The sequence below is a fragment of the Corynebacterium sp. L4757 genome (assembly GCF_043673995.1).
GTDB lineage: Bacteria > Actinomycetota > Actinomycetes > Mycobacteriales > Mycobacteriaceae > Corynebacterium.
Map to the genome: position 1 here is coordinate 99207 of NZ_JBIMEN010000002.1, position 17357 is coordinate 116563.

General features: G+C 55.8%; 19 protein-coding genes, 4 tRNA genes and 1 pseudogene. 20 read left to right on the forward strand and 4 right to left on the reverse strand.

Going from position 1 to position 17357, the window contains the following annotated elements; all coding sequences use genetic code 11:
* The 5 genes from ACG98I_RS02855 (at position 1) to ACG98I_RS02875 (ending at position 4531) form a co-directional block, all read left to right on the forward strand.
* The gene (locus ACG98I_RS02855) at positions 1-459 is read left to right on the forward strand and encodes a hypothetical protein (protein ID WP_394718224.1); all 459 of its coding nucleotides are present in this window, start codon (positions 1-3) and stop codon (positions 457-459) included.
* 36 nt (positions 460-495) lie between these two features.
* Complete coding sequence (gene menD / locus ACG98I_RS02860) at positions 496-2124, forward strand: 2-succinyl-5-enolpyruvyl-6-hydroxy-3-cyclohexene-1-carboxylic-acid synthase (protein WP_394718225.1); 1629 nt, start codon at positions 496-498, stop codon at positions 2122-2124.
* On the forward strand, positions 2114-2548 hold the full coding sequence (locus tag ACG98I_RS02865) for a DUF3592 domain-containing protein (protein WP_394718227.1): 435 nt from the start codon (positions 2114-2116) through the stop codon (positions 2546-2548). Before menD ends, ACG98I_RS02865 begins: the two co-directional genes overlap by 11 nt.
* 95 nt (positions 2549-2643) lie before the next feature.
* Entirely contained in the window at positions 2644-3831 is a 1188-nt protein-coding gene (locus ACG98I_RS02870; RefSeq protein WP_394718229.1) for a glycosyltransferase family 4 protein, read from the forward strand.
* 10 nt (positions 3832-3841) lie between these two features.
* On the forward strand, positions 3842-4531 hold the full coding sequence (locus ACG98I_RS02875; RefSeq protein ID WP_394718232.1) for a demethylmenaquinone methyltransferase: 690 nt from the start codon (positions 3842-3844) through the stop codon (positions 4529-4531).
* 12 nt (positions 4532-4543) lie between these two features.
* Here ACG98I_RS02875 and ACG98I_RS02880 read toward each other — a convergent pair whose 3' ends face one another.
* Positions 4544-5758 (reverse strand): geranylgeranyl reductase family protein, encoded by a 1215-nt coding sequence (locus ACG98I_RS02880; RefSeq protein WP_394718234.1) that lies wholly within the window; start codon positions 5756-5758, stop codon positions 4544-4546.
* Positions 5759-5867: 109 nt separating this feature from the next.
* On the opposite strand from ACG98I_RS02880, the gene ACG98I_RS02885 reads away from it, so the two are divergent.
* On the forward strand, positions 5868-6857 hold the full coding sequence (locus ACG98I_RS02885; RefSeq protein WP_394718236.1) for a polyprenyl synthetase family protein: 990 nt from the start codon (positions 5868-5870) through the stop codon (positions 6855-6857).
* Positions 6858-6976: 119 nt separating this feature from the next.
* A tRNA-Tyr gene (locus ACG98I_RS02890) sits at positions 6977-7059 on the forward strand.
* Between the two features lie 131 nt (positions 7060-7190).
* On the opposite strand, the gene ACG98I_RS02895 is transcribed toward ACG98I_RS02890, so the two are convergent.
* The gene (locus tag ACG98I_RS02895) at positions 7191-8174 is read right to left on the reverse strand and encodes an SLC13 family permease (RefSeq protein ID WP_394718238.1); all 984 of its coding nucleotides are present in this window, start codon (positions 8172-8174) and stop codon (positions 7191-7193) included.
* Between the two features lie 23 nt (positions 8175-8197).
* On the opposite strand from ACG98I_RS02895, the pseudogene ACG98I_RS02900 reads away from it, so the two are divergent.
* From ACG98I_RS02900 to rplL, 11 genes and pseudogenes are all read left to right on the forward strand, one after another.
* Positions 8198-8398, forward strand: a pseudogene (locus ACG98I_RS02900) (helix-turn-helix domain-containing protein); the annotation flags it as partial.
* Between the two features lie 155 nt (positions 8399-8553).
* A tRNA-Thr gene (locus ACG98I_RS02905) sits at positions 8554-8626 on the forward strand.
* 48 nt (positions 8627-8674) lie between these two features.
* Positions 8675-8746: transfer RNA gene (locus ACG98I_RS02910), tRNA-Met, on the forward strand.
* A gap of 74 nt (positions 8747-8820) precedes the next feature.
* Positions 8821-8896 (forward strand) — tRNA-Trp (locus tag ACG98I_RS02915).
* A 137-nt stretch (positions 8897-9033) separates the two neighbouring features.
* Positions 9034-9351, forward strand: a complete 318-nt coding sequence (secE, locus tag ACG98I_RS02920; RefSeq protein WP_394718240.1) for a preprotein translocase subunit SecE — start codon at positions 9034-9036, stop codon at positions 9349-9351.
* 120 nt (positions 9352-9471) lie between these two features.
* A complete protein-coding gene (gene nusG, locus ACG98I_RS02925) occupies positions 9472-10434 on the forward strand; it encodes a transcription termination/antitermination protein NusG (protein ID WP_394718242.1) in 963 nt (320 codons plus the stop codon).
* Between the two features lie 164 nt (positions 10435-10598).
* Positions 10599-11042 carry a 50S ribosomal protein L11 gene (rplK, locus tag ACG98I_RS02930; RefSeq protein WP_394718244.1) on the forward strand — a complete coding sequence of 148 codons (444 nt, stop codon included), beginning with the start codon at positions 10599-10601 and terminating at the stop codon, positions 11040-11042.
* 82 nt (positions 11043-11124) lie between these two features.
* Positions 11125-11829 carry a 50S ribosomal protein L1 gene (gene rplA / locus ACG98I_RS02935; RefSeq protein WP_394718246.1) on the forward strand — a complete coding sequence of 235 codons (705 nt, stop codon included), beginning with the start codon at positions 11125-11127 and terminating at the stop codon, positions 11827-11829.
* A 202-nt stretch (positions 11830-12031) separates the two neighbouring features.
* Positions 12032-12547, forward strand: coding sequence for a DUF1990 domain-containing protein (locus ACG98I_RS02940; protein WP_394718819.1), 516 nt, complete (start codon positions 12032-12034; stop codon positions 12545-12547).
* Positions 12548-12805: 258 nt separating this feature from the next.
* Positions 12806-13321, forward strand: coding sequence for a 50S ribosomal protein L10 (rplJ, locus tag ACG98I_RS02945; protein ID WP_394718248.1), 516 nt, complete (start codon positions 12806-12808; stop codon positions 13319-13321).
* Between the two features lie 76 nt (positions 13322-13397).
* On the forward strand, positions 13398-13787 hold the full coding sequence (gene rplL / locus ACG98I_RS02950; protein ID WP_394718250.1) for a 50S ribosomal protein L7/L12: 390 nt from the start codon (positions 13398-13400) through the stop codon (positions 13785-13787).
* Between the two features lie 163 nt (positions 13788-13950).
* On the opposite strand, the gene ACG98I_RS02955 is transcribed toward rplL, so the two are convergent.
* A complete protein-coding gene (locus tag ACG98I_RS02955; RefSeq protein ID WP_394718252.1) occupies positions 13951-14526 on the reverse strand; it encodes a TetR/AcrR family transcriptional regulator in 576 nt (191 codons plus the stop codon).
* Between the two features lie 133 nt (positions 14527-14659).
* On the opposite strand from ACG98I_RS02955, the gene ACG98I_RS02960 reads away from it, so the two are divergent.
* Together ACG98I_RS02960 and ACG98I_RS02965 are read left to right on the forward strand one after the other, a co-directional pair.
* Positions 14660-15046, forward strand: a complete 387-nt coding sequence (locus ACG98I_RS02960; RefSeq protein ID WP_394718254.1) for a DUF1304 domain-containing protein — start codon at positions 14660-14662, stop codon at positions 15044-15046.
* Positions 15047-15096: 50 nt separating this feature from the next.
* Positions 15097-16095 (forward strand): NADP-dependent oxidoreductase, encoded by a 999-nt coding sequence (locus tag ACG98I_RS02965; RefSeq protein ID WP_394718256.1) that lies wholly within the window; start codon positions 15097-15099, stop codon positions 16093-16095.
* A gap of 86 nt (positions 16096-16181) precedes the next feature.
* On the opposite strand, the gene ACG98I_RS02970 is transcribed toward ACG98I_RS02965, so the two are convergent.
* The gene (locus tag ACG98I_RS02970) at positions 16182-17132 is read right to left on the reverse strand and encodes a DUF3068 domain-containing protein (protein WP_394718257.1); all 951 of its coding nucleotides are present in this window, start codon (positions 17130-17132) and stop codon (positions 16182-16184) included.
* Positions 17133-17357: the final 225 nt, after the last annotated feature.

A 17357-nucleotide genomic window follows, 5' to 3' on the forward strand; every position in this document is an offset into this window, starting at 1 on the left:
ATGAATGATCGACCACGGCAATATTTCCCCGGCGATGACGACCCAAACCAGCAGCCGCAGCAGCCAAACTATGAGCAGCAGCAATACCAGCAGCAATATAACTTCCCCAATGATGAACAGCGCTATGGGCAGCAAGCACCTGCTGGTGAAAGCAGCGGCAAGGGTCTGACAGTTACGTTGGGCGTGATTGCGGCGCTAGCTCTGCTAGCAGCTGGTGCATTGCTCTTTCTGTGGCGCACTTCCGTCGAAGAGGCGAATGCGCCTGACCCAGCACCGGTGACCGAAACCCAAACGGTCACGGAAACTGAAACTGAGATGCAGACCGAAACGGTCACGGAAACTGAAACCGAAACCTCTACGGTGACTGATAGCCCGGTGCCGGATCTCTCTGATTTGCCGGAGGTTCCGGAAGATCCAGAAGACGTTGAAGACTGGGTCAATGACATTTTTGGGCAGTAGCATTAGTTGATTTGCCACACACAGTAGATTAGAGACATGGATTCGCAGTCTTTAGTTCTCGCACAAGCCGTCGCCGCGCAATTGTCCAGGCATGTCACCGATGTGGTGCTGTGCCCGGGTTCGCGGAATTCGCCATTATCTTTGGCGCTTCTGGCGCGCGAGGACATTCGCGTTCATACCCGCATTGATGAGCGCACCGCCGCATTTTTGGCGCTGGGTCTGGCACGGGTATCTGGACGCCACGTGGCTGTGGTGATGACCTCGGGCACCGCGGTGGCCAATACATTGCCAGCCATGATTGAAGCTCATTACAGTCATGTGCCGCTCGCTATTGTGAGCGCTGACCGTCCGCAACGCTTGGTGGGCACCGGCGCTTCCCAGACCATTGAGCAGCAGGGCATTTTCGGTGTTTATGCCGACACGATTCAGGTGAGCGAAGCCATGGACATCCCTGCGATGGCAGAGGCATTTACCTCCAAGCGTCAGGTACACATCAACGTGGAATTAGATGCACCTTTGTTGAGTGATTCTGCTTTGGATAAACCCAGTGATATCACTCAACAGCGGGCACCTGTCGCAGGGTGGGTTAACCACGGTGAGGTCGAGGTAGACCTCAGGCGTAATACTTTGGTGATTGCCGGTGATGAAGCCTGGCCAGTGGAGGGACTGGAAGATGTCCCGACCATTGCTGAGCCCACCGCGCCAGCACCGTATTACCCGGTGCACCCAGCAGCCGCGCGCGTCTTCCGCAAAGACCAGGTCTCGGCCAATGATTATGTGGTCAACACGCGTGTGGACCAGGTCATTGTGGTGGGCCATCCTACTTTGCACCGTGATGTGCTGGCATTGATCTCTGACCCCGACGTGGATCTCGTGTGTCTTTCACGCACTCCTCAGGTCACCAACCCGCGTGGGGAACACGCGCGCATTGGCACCACCGTGAAAGTAACGGGGGAGCCAACCAGCGATTGGATGCAGATTTGCGATGGCGCTGCGAAGGCTGGTTCCGATGCCGTGCGTGAAGCACTAGAAAACGATGACCACGGTTTTACCGGTTTGCACGCGGCAGCTGCGGTCGCCGATACACTCGCTGTGGGCGATGCCGTCTTTATCGGCTCTTCCAATCCGATTCGCGACATGGCCCTGGTGGGCTTGCCTTTTGATGGTGTTGATGCCTTCTCCGCGCGAGGTGCTGCGGGTATCGATGGTTCGCTGTCGCAAGCCATCGGCGTCGCCATTGGTATCCAAGGCCGCGAGCGCGATGTCGCGCGTGCACCTCGCACCGTGGCACTCCTCGGCGACATCACTTTCCTGCATGATCTAACGGGCCTAATCATCGGACCGGATGAAGTCCGTCCCGAAAACCTCACCATCGTCATCGCCAATGACAATGGCGGCGGCATCTTTGAAACGTTAGAGACCGGACACAACTCCTTGCGTGGGGACTTCGAGAAGGCATTTGGCACCCCACATGATGTGGACATTGAACCAATCGTTGAAGGCCTCGGCTTGGACTACCGTCGCGCCGACACCGCCCAAGAATTACTGGATACGATGGCAGAGCTCGCAGAGTTTGCCGTGGGCATTACGGTTGTGGAAGCCCGCGTGAACCGCAGCTCGCGCAGGGCACTACACGAAGAGATTTCTTCCAAGAATGCGTTTTAGACTCCGCCGCCGCATCAACCAGCTGATTGTGGCACTGTATGCTGCCGCACTGCTGGGATCTGCGGCGATGGTGATTGGTCCTTTCATTAATGACCAGAAGATCAACGCTGACCCGCAGCGTGCTCTGGGCACCATTACCGGCGTTGATTGGATGCGCACCGCAGTGGAATACCAGGACGCCGAGGGAATCTATTACCAGCCGTCGACGGGGCTGCTGTATCCCACAGGACTGGCCCCCGGGCAGCAGGTCTGGGTGACATATTCAGGCGATAATCCGGAACTAGTCAAAGTTGAGGGCCGCGAATGGACATTGTCCATCATTCCGGCGATATCCGTTGCGGTTGTGAGCTCACTCATAGCGGGTGGTGTATGGTGGCTGGTCAACTACCGTAAGGGTGGCACCAAAACCAAAACTCATGGCTAGTATGGGGCACGGGTGCGCATGCTGCACGCTAAATTTTCCACGATTTCGTGCAGATTTTACGCAAAGATAACCTTTTACGCCGAAGATGAGAGATTATGCGTGTAGCGATTGTTGCAGAGTCCTTCCTGCCAAATATTAATGGCGTGACTAATTCGGTCTTGCGAGTGCTTGAGCACCTGCATGCGGAAGGCCATGAAGCACTCGTTATCGCACCCGGCGCACGTGATGGCCAAGAGGAAGTATCGGACTATCTGGGGTTCCCGATTCGCCGCGTGCCCACAGTCAAGGTTCCACTCATCGACTCTTTGCCCGTGGGCGTCCCTACTTCGGTGGTGGATAGTGAACTGCGAGAATTCCAACCGGACATCATTCACTTGGCTAGCCCTTTCGTGCTCGGTGCAGCGGGGGCTTTTTCCGCGCGTCAGCTGCGCATTCCAGCAGTCGCGCTTTATCAAACAGATGTCGCGGGATTCGCAACTAAGTATCACGCATCAGCGCTTGCATTTGGCGTCTGGGAGTGGCTGCGCACCATCCACAATTCCTGTCAGATGACTCTGGCGCCCAGCTCGTTGACTATCGACGACTTAGAAAAGCACAGCATTAAAAACGTGCGCCACTGGGGACGCGGGGTGGACGCCGAGCGTTTCCATCCCTCCAAGCGCTCTGAGAAACTACGCCGGCAGTGGGACCCAAGCGCTAAGAAGAAGATTGTCGGCTTTGTTGGTCGCCTCGCTGCGGAAAAGGGCGTGCACCGTCTGTCTGCACTTAATGACCGTAAAGATATTCAGTTAGTCATCGTCGGTGATGGGCCTGAGCGTCCACTTCTGGAAGCACAGCTGCCCACTGCAGTATTTACCGGCGCACTCGGCGGGGAAGACCTTGCTCATGCATATGCATCTTTGGATGTCTTCGTTCATGCCGGTGAGTTTGAGACCTTCTGTCAGGCGATTCAAGAAGCTCAAGCCTCTGGCGTTCCCACCATCGGTCCACGCGCTGGCGGGCCCGTTGATCTGATTGATGAAGGCTATAACGGCTACCTGCTGGAGGTAGACACCTTCGTTGAGGATCTACCCGCGGCGGTCGATGCCATTAATGATCCAGAATTCGGCGTTCGTGCTCGTGCCTCGATTGAGAATAAGACGTGGGATGCGTTGTGCTGTCAACTGATGGGCTATTACGAGGAAGTGCTGGAATCTACCCGTAAGGTGCCGTTGACCATCCTTGGCCAGCGTCCGGAACTGCCGCGGTGGGCTGCTCGCGCTCTGGGTGCGCGCGTAGCTTAAACTTGTGTGCGTGGGTAAAAAGGCAGATTTAAACAAGAAGCCCGTCGATGTTGCGTCCATGTTTGACGCCGTCGGGGAAAAATACGACATCACCAACACCGTGTTGTCCTTTGGGCAAGACCGCCGTTGGCGCAAGCGTACGCGTCAGCGTCTGAATCTGGAGCCCGGTGAAAAGGTACTTGATTTGGCTGCTGGTACCGCCGTGTCCACCGTGGAATTGTCCAAGTCTGGTGCATGGTGTGTGGCGTGTGATTTCTCTCGTGGCATGCTTGCCGCCGGTACTGACCGCAACGTGCCGAAGGTGGCTGGTGATGGCATGCAGTTACCTTTTGCCGATAACACCTTTGATGCGGTGACCATCTCTTATGGTCTGCGCAATATCCACGACTTTGAGCTCGGTCTGCGTGAGATGGCTCGCGTGACCAAGCCTGGTGGGCGTTTAGCAGTAGCGGAGTTTTCCAAGCCCGTCATCCCGGTTTTCGGTACCTTCTATAAGGAATACTTGATGCGCCTGCTGCCGCCGATTGCGCGCTTTGTATCCTCGAACCCGGATGCTTATGTCTACCTCGCGGAATCCATCCGTGCGTGGCCAGAGCAGGAAGAGCTCGCGGCGATTATCAACCGCAATGGTTGGTCCGAAGCTGGTTGGCAGAATCTCACCGGCGGAATCGTGGCTCTGCATTCTGCGGTCAAGCCTTAGACGGTCAAGGCTTTAGAGCTTCGAGTCCCACAGCGGGGAGCCTGCACGGGCAGTAGCGACGATGGAGCCAGCGCTACGCCATAGTCGCGCGGTGAAGTCGCGGTCTTCGTCAGTTATGAGGTTGCCCATGAGCCGCGCTGCGATGTGCATGGGGCCGCGCAGGCCAACCGGGCCCGCGATAGGCAGGAATTGCGGATAGGTCAGCACGCGTGCGGCGGTCCGTGCAAGCATGAAGGCCTCACCATAGTTTTGGCGGAGTAGATCTGGCCATACCAAGGTGAGGTCTTTCTTTGTGCCCAAAATCTCGGCTGCGAGGGCAGCGGTTTCGAGGCCATAATCAATGCCTTCGCCGTTGAGCGGGTTCACGCATGCGGCGGCGTCACCAATAATCATCCAGTTGGCGCCAGCAACATTGGAGACCGCACCTCCCATCGGCAAGGCAGCTGATGTGACAAATTTCTCAGGGCCGAGTTTCCACTGTTCGCGCTGCTGGCTGGCGTATTGCGCAAGCAGTTTCTTGGTATTGACCTTCGCTGGGCGCTTCGCAGTCGAAAGTGCACCACAGCCAAGGTTGACTGAGCCATCACCAATCGGGAAAATCCAGCCATAGCCAGGTTGAACGACGTCATCTTCATCACGTAACTCCACGTGTGAGTGCATCCACGGCTCATCAGAATAAGGAGAATCACAATAAGAACGTGCAGCAATGCCAAAGACCTCATCTTTGTGCCAGATGCGTCCCAGCTGCTGCCCAAAGGGTGAGCGCACACCATCAGCGATAATGACTTCACGTGCACGGATCTGCTTATCGCCCACACTAAATTCCACCAACCGGTTGCCCTCTAATATCGGGTCGGTGGCCGGAGTTCCGGTTAGAAGGGTGGCACCGGCGGTACGGGCGGCATCGGCAAGTAATGCATCCAACTTTTCCCGCTGCAACGCTGTGCCCTCGGCGCATGGATACGTTGTTGGCCACGGCGCGGTCGCAGAAGTGCCGAATCCATGAAGTTTTAAGCCTTTATTGCGGTAAGTTTCATTGACGGCAACGCCAAGCTTGTTAAGCTGGTGCAACCCACGTGGGGTAAGTCCATCGCCGCAGGTCTTATCACGCGGAAATGTCGCAGAATCAATCAAAATCGTATCGAAACCGCGGCGCACAGAGTGCAAAGCAGCGGCCGCCCCCGATGGGCCCGCACCGATGACAGCAACATCAAAAAGCTCAACCATGCTGATTATTGTCGCATGCGGGTACCCTGAAGTGGGTTATGCGTCTTAGTTCGACTACGGTTATTGTTTGTCTAAATTTAGTTTTATCGAGCACAAGGACTTGTTAACAATGAGCAACCACGCCGTGGATCTGGGGGATGACCAGCTCAATGATCGCATTGCTGCCGGCGTTGCCGCCGTTGAACGCTTGCTGCACGATGAAACCAACCGCGGTGAGACCTTTGTTTCCGACAAAGCACAGCACTTATCTGAGGCTGGTGGCAAGCGTTTCCGACCCATCATGGCTCTTTTAGCGTCCGAGTATGGCAACGCAGCGGGCAGCGAGAATGTTGTCAAAGCGGGCACCGTTGTGGAAATGGTGCACGTGGCAACTCTCTATCACGATGACGTGATGGATGAGGCGGACCGTCGCCGCGGCGTGGAATCGGCGAACTCACGATGGAATAACTCGGTAGCTATTTTGGCGGGTGACGCGTTGCTCGCGCACGCATCCCGCCTGATGAGTCAGTTGGATACCCACACTGTTGAGCATTTTGCTGAGACGTTCGAAGAGCTAGTTACCGGCCAGATGCGCGAGACCATCGGCGCGGGTGAAGCCAATCCAATTGAGCATTACACCAAGGTCATCAAAGAAAAGACCGCGGTGCTGATTGCTTCCGCTGGCTACCTTGGCGCCTATCACGGTGGTGCCTCGAAGGAGCATGCGATTGCCCTGCGCACTATTGGCGGTGCGATTGGCATGGTCTTCCAGATTGTTGATGACATCATTGACATCTACTCCGAGTCTCATGAGTCCGGTAAGACTCCAGGCACAGACCTGCGTGAAGGCGTATTTACCTTGCCCGTCCTCTATGCCTTGGAGGAGGACTCTGAGGCCGGGGAGGGCTTGCGTGCGTTGCTGACTGGTCCTTTGCAGACCGATGCTGAGGTTGAGCAAGCCTTGGAGCTGCTGCGCGTTTCAAATGGTCGTGAGCGCGCGCTGGAGGATGTTCAGCGCTACCTGGACATCGTCTCTGCCGAGTGTGCTGGCTTGCCTGATACTGCGGCTACTCGCGCGTTGTTGAGCTTGGCAACGTTTACTGCTGCACGCGTGGGGTAAACCGCTTTCGCGGCTCATCGTTCTCCCGTAAATCGCCCGCTTTAGCGGTGATTTACCTGCCGATTTGCTTTAACTGTGGGTGCTCATAGTAGAGTATTGAAGCGCACCAAGTAGTGCTTGCCAGGTTGTCCGAGCGGCCAAAGGAAGCGGACTGTAAATCCGCCGGCGTATGCCTTCAGAAGTTCGAATCTTCTACCTGGCACAACACAAGACCTCATCTGAGAGATTCAGATGAGGTCTTTTCGCATCTGCGGATGCGGTTTGCTTGAGCTTGGGGGGTAAGCCGGCCTTCACGGTGTTGATGCCGGGGCCGGCGTGTGGGGGCTCAAGCGATTAGGCGGAGAGTGGGATGACTCCGAACAGGACGCCGGAGGCCAGCATCGCGAGGGAGACAATCACAGCGCGCCACAGGACCTTCTTGTGGTGATCGCCGAGGCTGACCTTAGCCAAAGACACCAGCAGCAGGATGGCGGGAACCAGAGGCGACTGCATGTGCACTGGCTGGCCGGTGATGGAGGCACAGGCCATCTCGACAGGTTCGATACCGAAACGGGAGGCGCTTTCGGCGAGGACCGGCAGGATGCCGAAGTAGAAGGCGTCGTTGGACATGAAGAACGTCATTGGGATTGACAGCAGGCCGGTGATGACGGCGAGGTAGGAACCCATGGAGATCGGGATGACGGAGGTGATCCAGGAGGCCATGGCATCGACCATGCCCGTGCCGGAGAACACGCCCACGAGGACGCCTGCGGCAATAGCCATGGAGACCCACGCCAACGATTGAAGAAGAGTGTGTGAGAGCATCTCCGTGGCTTGGTCTTTGACCTTGGGGAAGTTCACGGTTAATGCCAAAGCAGTGGCGACCATGAAGATGAATGCCAGCGGGAAAATATCTGCGATGAGCGCGACCATGACGATGATGGTCAAAATCAGGTTGAACCAAATTAGCTTCGGGCGAAGCGTCGCGCGGTGAGAATCCAACATGGTGTCAGTGAGGCCATCGTGTGGATCTTCTTCCTCCAGAGCGTTAGCAGAGAGGTGATGTTCGACCTTATTTTCACGGACCTCGGTGGCTGCGCCGCCACCGTTAGGACCGCCAGAGTGTGGGGTCTTGTCATCGGTGTTCCGGGAGCCAGAACCGCCAGCGGAGCCACCGACTGGGGGCGCCGCCGATGCTGTCATTGATGCGGGAGTCATCGATGGAGTCGCCGAGGCGGTTGCGCTCAGAGATGCCGAGGAACCAAGCGAAAGCGAAGACGACGATAACGCCGACGATGAGCGAAGGGACCGTCGGTAGGAAAATCTCAGCGGGGTCAACGCCCAGGGCGGCAGCGGTGACGGGGTCGTCGACGGAGCAACTATTGCTCGATGCCTTGGGTGATGGTGAGTATTCAGCGGAGTCGGCGGCAGAAGCAGCCGGAGTGTCCCGGGCTACAGCGCAGCGGCGCCTGGCTTCGATGGCTCGTCAGGGAATCGTGCAGGTGCGTCTTCGTTATGGCGCAACAGGGCGCCCAGAGCATTTCTACTCCAAGCCAGTCTAGGGCGGGGATGGACGCCGTATTTCAAGACCATTTGTGGGCTGATCAGATGCGGAGAAAAACATGGTTTAACTGGCGATTTGTGTTTGTATGTCGTTTCGGGTTAATCTTTTCAAGGCTTCAGAGAGAGCGCGAAAGCGTATAATCAAAGAAGCTAAGCCCCCTTAGCTCAGTCGGCAGAGCGTTTCCATGGTAAGGAAAAGGTCGACAGTTCGATTCTGTCAGGGGGCTCTGTTCATTTATGGCTACGGTTTCGGCCGGGGTCAGTAAATGGCCTCTGGCGGTGTAGCTCAGTGGTAGAGCAAGCGACTCATAATCGCTGTGTCGCGAGTTCAATTCTCGCCATCGCTACCGGGTTGAAAGTGTCTATCAGGTGCTTTTTATATCCCAGAAGATGACTGATGGTAATATAACCATCGTCTCGAAGGGGCGTGGCGCAATTGGTAGCGCAACGGTCTCCAAAACCGTAGGTTGCAGGTTCGAGTCCTGTCGCCCCTGCCACAGTTTTAAAGTTTAGGCCCAGCCAACCGGCTGGGCCTAAACTTTTATCGCTATGGTGGGCTTTGATAGACTCGTTCAAGTTCGCAAGATCTGGCAAGATTTTTAGTTAGCACTTTTCATTAGGGAGCATTCTCGCTGTGACTGACAATACGGGGGCACAACGCCCTACAGGTAAGCGCCAAATGTCTGGCGCAGCTGAGACGTCAACCGATGCATACAGCAACAAGCGTGTAGTCCGCGTTGAGGGCGGCGAAGGTGACAGCAAGCCAGGCGGCGGCGTAGCAACGTTCGTGCCTGAGGTCGTTACCGAAATTAAGAAGGTCGTCTGGCCGACCGCAAAGGAAATGGTGCAGTACACCATCGTGGTCTTCGCCTTCCTCATCATCCTGACCGCTTTGGTCTGGGGCGTCGATACCCTCGTTGGTATGGGCGTAGAAGCAGTACTGGTTAACTAACCGCTAGCTAACGTTGTGCCACGTGACGCTTTTGCAGTAGAGTGGCTAATAAGTTCACTATCATCCCGCTAGTTCCTTCCCGTGGAACAGCGGGATAATTTATTGAAGATGGAGCACATTATGACCGAGAACAACGCAGAGAACAACGAATCCCAAGGCAACAATGTTGGCGAGGCTTTCATTGAATCCATGCAGTCCCAGGCCGCTGAAGCGGTAGAGGCAGCAGACGCTGAGACCGAAGCAGTTACCGCCGAATACGAGGCAGAAGCTGAAGCCGCCGGCTTCGACGATGCCGGTGCAGCTGTGGCCGACTCTGAGACCACTGATGTCCTGGATGAAAATGCCGAGGACGAACACGGTGAAACTCCTGCTACGGATGAACCGGCTATTGAGGGTGAAGCGGCACCAGCAGTTGAAGGCGAGTCGGAAGCAGAAGCTGACTACCGTCGCCGTCTGCGTCAGTACACCAAGGAGCTGAAGAAGCTTCCTGGCCAGTGGTTCATCATCCAGTCCTACGCTGGCTATGAAAACAAGGTGAAGACTAACCTGGACATGCGTGCCCAGACCCTGGAAGTAGAAGACTCCATCTTCGACGTGGTTGTTCCAGTTGAGCAGGTCATTGAAAACAAGGATGGCAAGAAGAAGCTGGTGAAGCGCAAGCTGCTTCCGGGCTACGTCCTTGTTCGCATGGAGCTTAACGATGCCGCGTGGTCGGTTGTTCGCGATACCCCAGGTGTTACCAGCTTCGTGGGCAATGAGGGCAATGCAACCCCAGTTAAGCACCGCGACGTTGCGAAATTCTTGCTGCCTAAGGAAGGCGCGGCATCGGCAGGCGAAGCTGCAGCGAATGCCGCTGAAGGCGAGCAGGTCATCTCCATGCCAGAGCAGGAAGCAGCCAAGAAGTACGCGCACGACTACGAAGTTGGCGAGGCAGTCACCATCCTGTCCGGCCCATTCGCGTCCGTGTCTGCGACCATCTCCGAGATCGACCCAGAAACTGGCAAGATGGTCGGCTTGGTATCCATCTTCGGCCGTGAGACCCCAGTCGAGCTGTCCCCAACGGAGATTGAGCGCGTAAGCTAATTTGGGTAATACCTAGTTACTAGATTAGTGTTAGTCGGCGTGTGTAATTTTTTTACGCACGCCGATTTTTTCATTCAACTCCCCGGTGGCCACGAAGGTGGCATCCGGACGGGACACGTTATTCATCGTGATGTGTTTCCGGTATCACGGAAAGAGGTAATTCGATGGCTCCTAAGAAGAAGAAGGTTTCTGGCCTCATCAAGCTGCAGATCGAAGCAGGCGCTGCTAACCCAGCTCCTCCAGTCGGTCCTGCACTGGGTGCACACGGCGTCAACATCATGGAATTCTGCAAGGCATACAATGCTGCAACCGAATCCATGCGCGGCAACGTTGTCCCAGTAGAAATCACCGTCTACGAAGACCGCTCCTTCGACTTCATCCTGAAGTCCCCACCAGCAGCAAAGCTGCTGCTGAAGGCTGCAGGCCTGAAGAAGGGCTCCGGCGTTCCACACACCGACAAGGTTGGCTCCGTCACCTGGGATCAGTGCAAGGAAATCGCAGAGACCAAGAAGGCAGACCTCAACGCTCGTGACATCGAGGCTGGCGCAGCGATCATCGCTGGTACCGCTCGCTCCATGGGCATCACCGTTGACGGCGCTCCTGCGTAAGACAATTTCATGTGGCAGGGCCAGCTCCGGCCCGCTAAAACCACAACAATCCACCACATTTATCAATAAGGATTTGATTTAAATGAGCAAGAACTCCAAGGCATACAAGGCAGCAGCTGAGCTCGTTGACGCTGGCCGCCTGTACCGTCCAATCGAGGCAGCCAAGCTGGCTAAGGAAACCTCCTCCAAGAACTACGACGCAACCGTTGATGTTGCTATCCGCTTGGGCGTTGACCCACGTAAGGCAGACCAGCTGGTTCGCGGCACCGTTTCTTTGCCACACGGCACCGGTAAGGATGTCCGCGTAGCTGTCTTCGCTGAAGGCGAGAAGGCTACCGAGGCAGAGGCAGCAGGCGCTGACATCGTTGGCACCGAAGCACTGCTCGAGGCAATCAACGCTGGCAACCTGGACTTCGACGTTGCTATTGCAACCCCAGACCAGATGGCTAAGGTTGGCCGTGTTGCACGTGTCCTGGGCCCACGTGGTCTGATGCCTAACCCTAAGACCGGCACCGTTACCGCTGACGTTGCTAAGGCTGTTGCTGACGTTAAGGGCGGTAAGATCTCCTTCCGCGTTGACAAGGCTGCAAACCTGCACGCAATGATCGGTAAGGCATCCTTCGATGCTGAGAAGCTGGCTGAGAACTACGGCGCACTGCTCGAAGAGCTGTTGCGTATCAAGCCATCTTCCTCCAAGGGCATCTACCTGAAGAAGGTCACCCTGTCCACCACCAACGGTCCTGGTATCCCAGTCGATGGTTCTGTACAGAAGAACTTCGCAGAGTAATTTAGACACTCTGTCTTGCTAGTTTCTAGCTAACGCTCAGCGCCTCCATTTGTGTGGGGGCGCTTTTGCGATCCTGGTGAGTGTTTGGATGCTGCCGGATAGTATCGGGGCAACGGCATTCACCGTGGAGCTGTGCTTGTTGGGAGGATTAATGGAGAAAGCCGATGTGGGGAGGGCACATAATCTTTCCTACCCCCGCGACATGGTGGGGGCGAGCGTGTGCCTGACCGCGGGGACGTGGGAACCGGGGAAGCCGTGGCACGTTGTGGATTATGCGCAGGTAATTGGACACGGGGAGCAGGACTTCCAGTGCGCGGTGGACAACCTCTTTGCATGGCGGGCGCATAAAGCAGTAGGAGTGCGTGTGGTCGGGAAGCCTCAGCAGGGAAGCACTGTGCAGCTGCACTTTGGGCCAACGGTGTCACCGTGTCGGATTATTTCGGCCTCGCGGACTGAGGGGGAGGACGGTACTCGGCAGGCCGTTCTGGTCTATGGCACTGAGTATGGACACATAGAATGCGGTGAGGAAGCCTTCATTATTGAGATGAATTTGGAAGGCGAAGTTATTGGCAGATGCGTGGCGTTTTCGCAGCATTCCTGGTGGTTAGCGCGGTTATTTAGCGGTCCAGCGGGGGTCGTGCAAAGGTGGGCAACGCGGCGTTATGTGCGGGGAATGAAACCGCGATTTGGAAAATATGGTAGTGGGCGGTTAAAGTAAGCGTCGAAGTTTGAACGAACCTTTAAATGGTTCGTGCTCAAGTTTCACCGAAGACCGTAGGTTATCTGAGCAATAATCAGATCGAAGGTCCCCGCACTCACTGGGGCAGCCCACGCAGGAGACACTTGTTGCACTACAGAGTCTAAAAGACTTGATTGTGTGGCCTCGTGCTCTTGCACGGGGCTTTTTTGATGTTATGCATCTCAAAGGCTCCGGCGGAACATATAAGAGATGTTTTGAAAGGAGGCGAGTAAGAAAATGGCAAACCCAAAGAACACTGCTGACTTGGCTGAGCTGAAGGAGAAGATTGCAGAATCTGACTCCATCGTTATCACCGAGTACCGTGGCCTGTCTGTTGCACAGCTCCAGGAGCTGCGCACCAACCTGGGCTTTGACGTAGATTACTCCGTCGCCAAGAACACCCTCTTCAAGATCGCTGCCAACGAAGCTGGCATCGAAGGCCTTGATGAGCACCTGACTGGCCCAACCGCTATCGCCTTCATTAAGGGCGAAGCAGTTGACGCTGCAAAGGTCATTAAGAAGTTCAGCTCTGACAACGAAGCACTCGTTGTTAAGGCTGGCTACATGGATGGCAGCGCACTGTCTGCTGACCAAGTTAAGGCTATCGCTGACCTGGACAACCGCGAGACCACTCTCGCAAAGCTGGCTGGCGCTATGAAGGGCAACTTGGCAAAGGCCGCTGGCCTGTTCAACGCCCCTGCTTCTCAGGTTGCACGCCTCTCGGCTGCACTGCAGGAGAAGAAGGAAGCTTAAGTCGCACACATCGTGCGCAACATAAACCACACGCAATCGGATTGTGAAGAATCCGTTTACAGAAAGGATGCCTACCATGGCTAAGCTCACCAAGGACGAGCTCATTGAAGCGTTCAAGGAAATGACCCTCATCGAGCTCTCTGAGTTCGTTAAGGAATTCGAAGAGGTCTTCGACGTAACCGCTGCTGCTCCAGTTGCTGCAGTTGCTGCTGCACCAGGTGCTGATGCAGGCGCTGGCGCTGCTGAGGAGAAGGACGAGTTCGACGTTGTCCTGACCGATGCAGGCGCAAAGAAGATCGGCGTTATTAAGGCTGTTCGCGAAATCGTTTCCGGCCTGGGCCTGAAGGAAGCTAAGGAGCTCGTTGAGGGCGCACCTAAGGCTATCCTCGAGGGCGCAAACAAGGACGACGCTGAGGCTGCTAAGGCTAAGCTGGAAGAAGCTGGCGCTTCCGTCGAGCTCAAGTAATTTAGAGCTTAATTTCAAAAATCCTCCGCCAACTATTGGTTCACACCGATGGTTGCCGGGGGATTTTTCGATCCTTTGAGTTTCCCTTGAATTCTAGGCTTAGCGTCTAGTGGTCGCATGACGCGTGGCCTGGGAGCGGAGCGTTAGGCGAGGGGCGGGAGAGCTAGCGATTCGGTTCAATGAGGGCTCGTGCGGTATCCAGCGTTTGGATGGCTGACTCGGGGTTAAGTCGTACCAGTGTGAAGGCACTGATGATGAGCCCTGCGACGGCATCGACTCGCCGTTGTGCCTCAAGTGGCTCCAACTCGGGGAGGGCTGCGTTTACTCCGCGTTCGACAGCCCGGCGGAGCTCCTCTAAGTAGTCGGTGATAACCCGAGTAACTTCCGCATCGAGCACCAGGCTGGAACCGGAAGCGTTGACCAATAGGCATCCGGGAGCGGGATCGAAGTTTTCAAAAGCTGTGCTTAATCCTGTGAGGTAGTCGTTGAGCGCGTTGGCAGCGACGACATCAGCATGCAAAGGGCGCAGGCGGGGACGAACTACTTCATCCAGATAGTTGTCCACGGCGGCATCAAAAAGCCCACGCTTGGAACCAAAACTGTTGTAGATGCTCGAGCGGTTCAGCCCAGTTGCCTTTTCCAGCGTTGGCAGCGCGGTTTCTGCGTATCCATCGCGCCAAAATACGTCACGAGCTGCCCTAATAGCGGCCTCTCTATCAAATGCTGCAGTGCGTGACATTCGGGTACTTCCTCGTGATTTTGCCAATGGTAGTTACCAGCAGACTAGCTGAACTGACCGTTTCAGTATATATTTGAACCGTTCAGTTCAATAAGCGGCCGCAGATTGTCGCAATTGCCAGAAAGCCACCGCCATGCTTATCACCGGAGTTGTTCTCACCGGGCTAGCTGCCCTTATCCACGTGTATATCTTCTACATGGAATCTCTCGCGTGGACTAGCGATCGTGTACGTGCGCTCTTCGGCATGTCTGCGCAGGATGCGGAAAACACCAAGGAGATGGCGTTTAATCAGGGCCTTTATAACCTCTTTTTGGCTATTGCGGTCTTCGTCGGGGCGGTCTTTCTGGGCTTGGGCAACCAAGCAGTGGGTGCGACTCTGATTTTTGTTGGCGCGGGCTCTATGGTGGCAGCGGCCGCTATTCTGTTCATTTCTAGTGCTGATAAGCGGGGCGCTGCGTTGAAGCAAGGTGTGATTCCTGCTGTCGGTGTTGTGCTCCTCGCGATATCTCTGGTGCTGTAAATCCACATCAATTCGGAAATTTTAGGAAGTTTAAGCAAATGACAAACTCTATGAGCACACAGATCCAACTCATGAACCGTCCCAGCGGATGGCCTACCCATGATGATTTCCGTGTAGCCACGGTGGAGTATGGCGAGCTTGCGCCTGGGCAGGTGCGGGTCCGCAATGAGTTTGTCTCAGTTGATCCTTATATGCGCGGACGCATGAATGATGCGCGTAGCTATGTCGCTCCTTTTGCCCTGGGAGAAACCATTACTGGTGGTGCGGTTGGCCGTGTGGTTGAGTCAGCATCTGACTCTTTACCTGTGGGTACGCCGGTTCTGCACCAGCATGGTTGGACGGATGTCATTCAAGCGGATGCTGAGACTTTCCGCCCAGTGCCGGAGATTCCAGGTCAGCCATTGTCCGTGCACTTGCATATTGTGGGAATGACGGGGCTTACCGCATATGTCGGGCTGACGGCGATCGCGGGTCTGAAGGAAGGGGACACGGTCTTTGTCTCTGGCGCGGCTGGTGCGGTGGGTACTGCCGTTGGTCAGATTGCCAAGCATCTGGGCGCTGGCCGCGTAATTGGTTCAGCCGGCTCTGCGGAAAAAGTTGCGCTGCTGACTGAGAAGTATGGCTATGACGAGGCCTTTAATTACAAGGAAGTAAGCGTTCGTGAGCAGTTGGCGCTGTCCGCGCCGGAAGGCGTGGATGTGTACTTCGATAACGTCGGCGGTGATCACTTGGAAGCGGCGCTGGACGTAATGAACGACGGTGGGCGCATTGCCCTGTGTGGCGCCATCGCAGGATACAACTCCACTGACCGCACGCCTGGTCCGGATAATATGGCTAATATCATCACCCGCGGTCTGAAGCTCGAAGGCTTTACGCTTGCCAATTACCTGCACATTGCTCCGGAGTTCCGGGAGAAAATGTCCGCATGGTTCGCTGAAGGAAAAATCGTCTATGACGAAACCATCGTGGAGGGTATAGAGAACACCGTGGAGGCCTTCTTAGACATGATGCGTGGGGCGAATATCGGAAAGATGCTCGTCCGCGTTTAGCATGCCAGCGTCTAGCGCTTCTGCGTCTAGCGTGTCCGGGTGTAACGTTCCGGTCACTGTTACGGGAGGTGTAAAACCTTGAGGGGTTAGGCCTTTTGGCGTGGCCAGAAGGTGCCGACTAGGCCGAGCAGGATGATGAGACCACCTGCAATGAGCAGTGCGAGGCGAGCGGCATGGGCGGTGGCTTCACGCGGGATGTCATCGGCCTGCGCCAGCATCGTGGACATGTCTTCTTCGGTGCTTGAGGCATTCAACACAAGGGCGTCGTGGTCATGATTGCCTTCGCGGTCGCCGTAGAAGTCATGAATGTCTACGTCCATGCCAATGAGCAAACCGGTCTCTTGATCGACGTAGAGGTCACGGGTGCCAGAGTGGAAGAGGTAGCCGGCTTCGGTGCCGCCATCCTCGGTTTCGAGGGTGGTGGTGTTGAAGATGCCGGCATACAGGGTTGCTACGTTCTCTGGTTCGATTTCCTGGTGGTAGCGGAAGACCGTGCGTCCATCCATGTCGAGTTCTTCTTCAAAGACGGCATCGCGCGCTTGGCGCAGCGTGGGATCGAATGCCGGGTAGGTGGTCTTTTCAGCATTGGAAGGGAACTTGAACCAGTAGCCATCCACTGGTGCAGTCGCCATGGGGGAGGCCAGCTGGTAGCTGATATCCGCTTCGCTTTGCGCCTCACCGGTGACGCGGTCGATGGCGTAGTTCCAGATCTGCGCCTGAACTAAGTTCTCAATTGCATCATCTGAGCCGCGGAACGTGGATTCACCAATGCTGACCGTCGCGGTATCTTCATCCGATGGGTCTTGGATATCTACGTGCATCTGATAGGTCACCGGGCCCTCATAGGGCTCGGTTCCTTCCTCAGAGATTTCTTGCGCGTGCCCATCTTCATCGGTCAGTGTGTAGGTAGCGCCGGTGAGATCCAAGGGCAGCCGGGCACTAGAATGCAAAAACTGGGGAGCGACTATGCCCGCAACCAGCAACGCGACACCGAGACCTAGCAGCACAATGGATAAAACTCGAGACTTAGGCAGCATGGGAAACTAGTCTACCCGGCACATACTTAATTACCTGACGCGCGGGGCGAATAATTCCCAATCGATTGGTACGTGGTAGATTGCCGCCTGTAACCAAAACGTGACCAAAGTGGGTTGGTGAACGCCCTGACCCCGGGCCGCATTTGGTGAAATGGGAGAATTAAAGTTAGGCTCATGCTTGAAGCACACAGCGGGCCAAGTGGACCTCCAATCCGAAAACCTGCT

Excerpts from the sequence above, each read along its gene's own strand:
- rplK (WP_394718244.1), top strand. The coding sequence starts at position 10,599 with ATGGCTCCTAAGAAGAAGAAGGTTTCTGGCCTCATCAAGCTGCAGATC.
- ACG98I_RS02965 (WP_394718256.1), top strand. The coding sequence starts at position 15,097 with ATGAGCACACAGATCCAACTCATGAACCGTCCCAGCGGATGGCCTACC.
- menD (WP_394718225.1), top strand. The coding sequence starts at position 496 with ATGGATTCGCAGTCTTTAGTTCTCGCACAAGCCGTCGCCGCGCAATTG.
- ACG98I_RS02865 (WP_394718227.1), top strand. The coding sequence starts at position 2,114 with ATGCGTTTTAGACTCCGCCGCCGCATCAACCAGCTGATTGTGGCACTG.
- rplJ (WP_394718248.1), top strand. The coding sequence starts at position 12,806 with ATGGCAAACCCAAAGAACACTGCTGACTTGGCTGAGCTGAAGGAGAAG.
- ACG98I_RS02940 (WP_394718819.1), top strand. The coding sequence starts at position 12,032 with ATGGTGGGGGCGAGCGTGTGCCTGACCGCGGGGACGTGGGAACCGGGG.
- ACG98I_RS02870 (WP_394718229.1), top strand. The coding sequence starts at position 2,644 with ATGCGTGTAGCGATTGTTGCAGAGTCCTTCCTGCCAAATATTAATGGC.
- nusG (WP_394718242.1), top strand. The coding sequence starts at position 9,472 with ATGACCGAGAACAACGCAGAGAACAACGAATCCCAAGGCAACAATGTT.
- ACG98I_RS02885 (WP_394718236.1), top strand. The coding sequence starts at position 5,868 with ATGAGCAACCACGCCGTGGATCTGGGGGATGACCAGCTCAATGATCGC.
- ACG98I_RS02960 (WP_394718254.1), top strand. The coding sequence starts at position 14,660 with ATGCTTATCACCGGAGTTGTTCTCACCGGGCTAGCTGCCCTTATCCAC.
- ACG98I_RS02880 (WP_394718234.1), bottom strand. The coding sequence starts at position 5,758 with ATGGTTGAGCTTTTTGATGTTGCTGTCATCGGTGCGGGCCCATCGGGG.
- ACG98I_RS02955 (WP_394718252.1), bottom strand. The coding sequence starts at position 14,526 with ATGTCACGCACTGCAGCATTTGATAGAGAGGCCGCTATTAGGGCAGCT.
- ACG98I_RS02970 (WP_394718257.1), bottom strand. The coding sequence starts at position 17,132 with ATGCTGCCTAAGTCTCGAGTTTTATCCATTGTGCTGCTAGGTCTCGGT.
- rplA (WP_394718246.1), top strand. The coding sequence starts at position 11,125 with ATGAGCAAGAACTCCAAGGCATACAAGGCAGCAGCTGAGCTCGTTGAC.
- rplL (WP_394718250.1), top strand. The coding sequence starts at position 13,398 with ATGGCTAAGCTCACCAAGGACGAGCTCATTGAAGCGTTCAAGGAAATG.
- ACG98I_RS02855 (WP_394718224.1), top strand. The coding sequence starts at position 1 with ATGAATGATCGACCACGGCAATATTTCCCCGGCGATGACGACCCAAAC.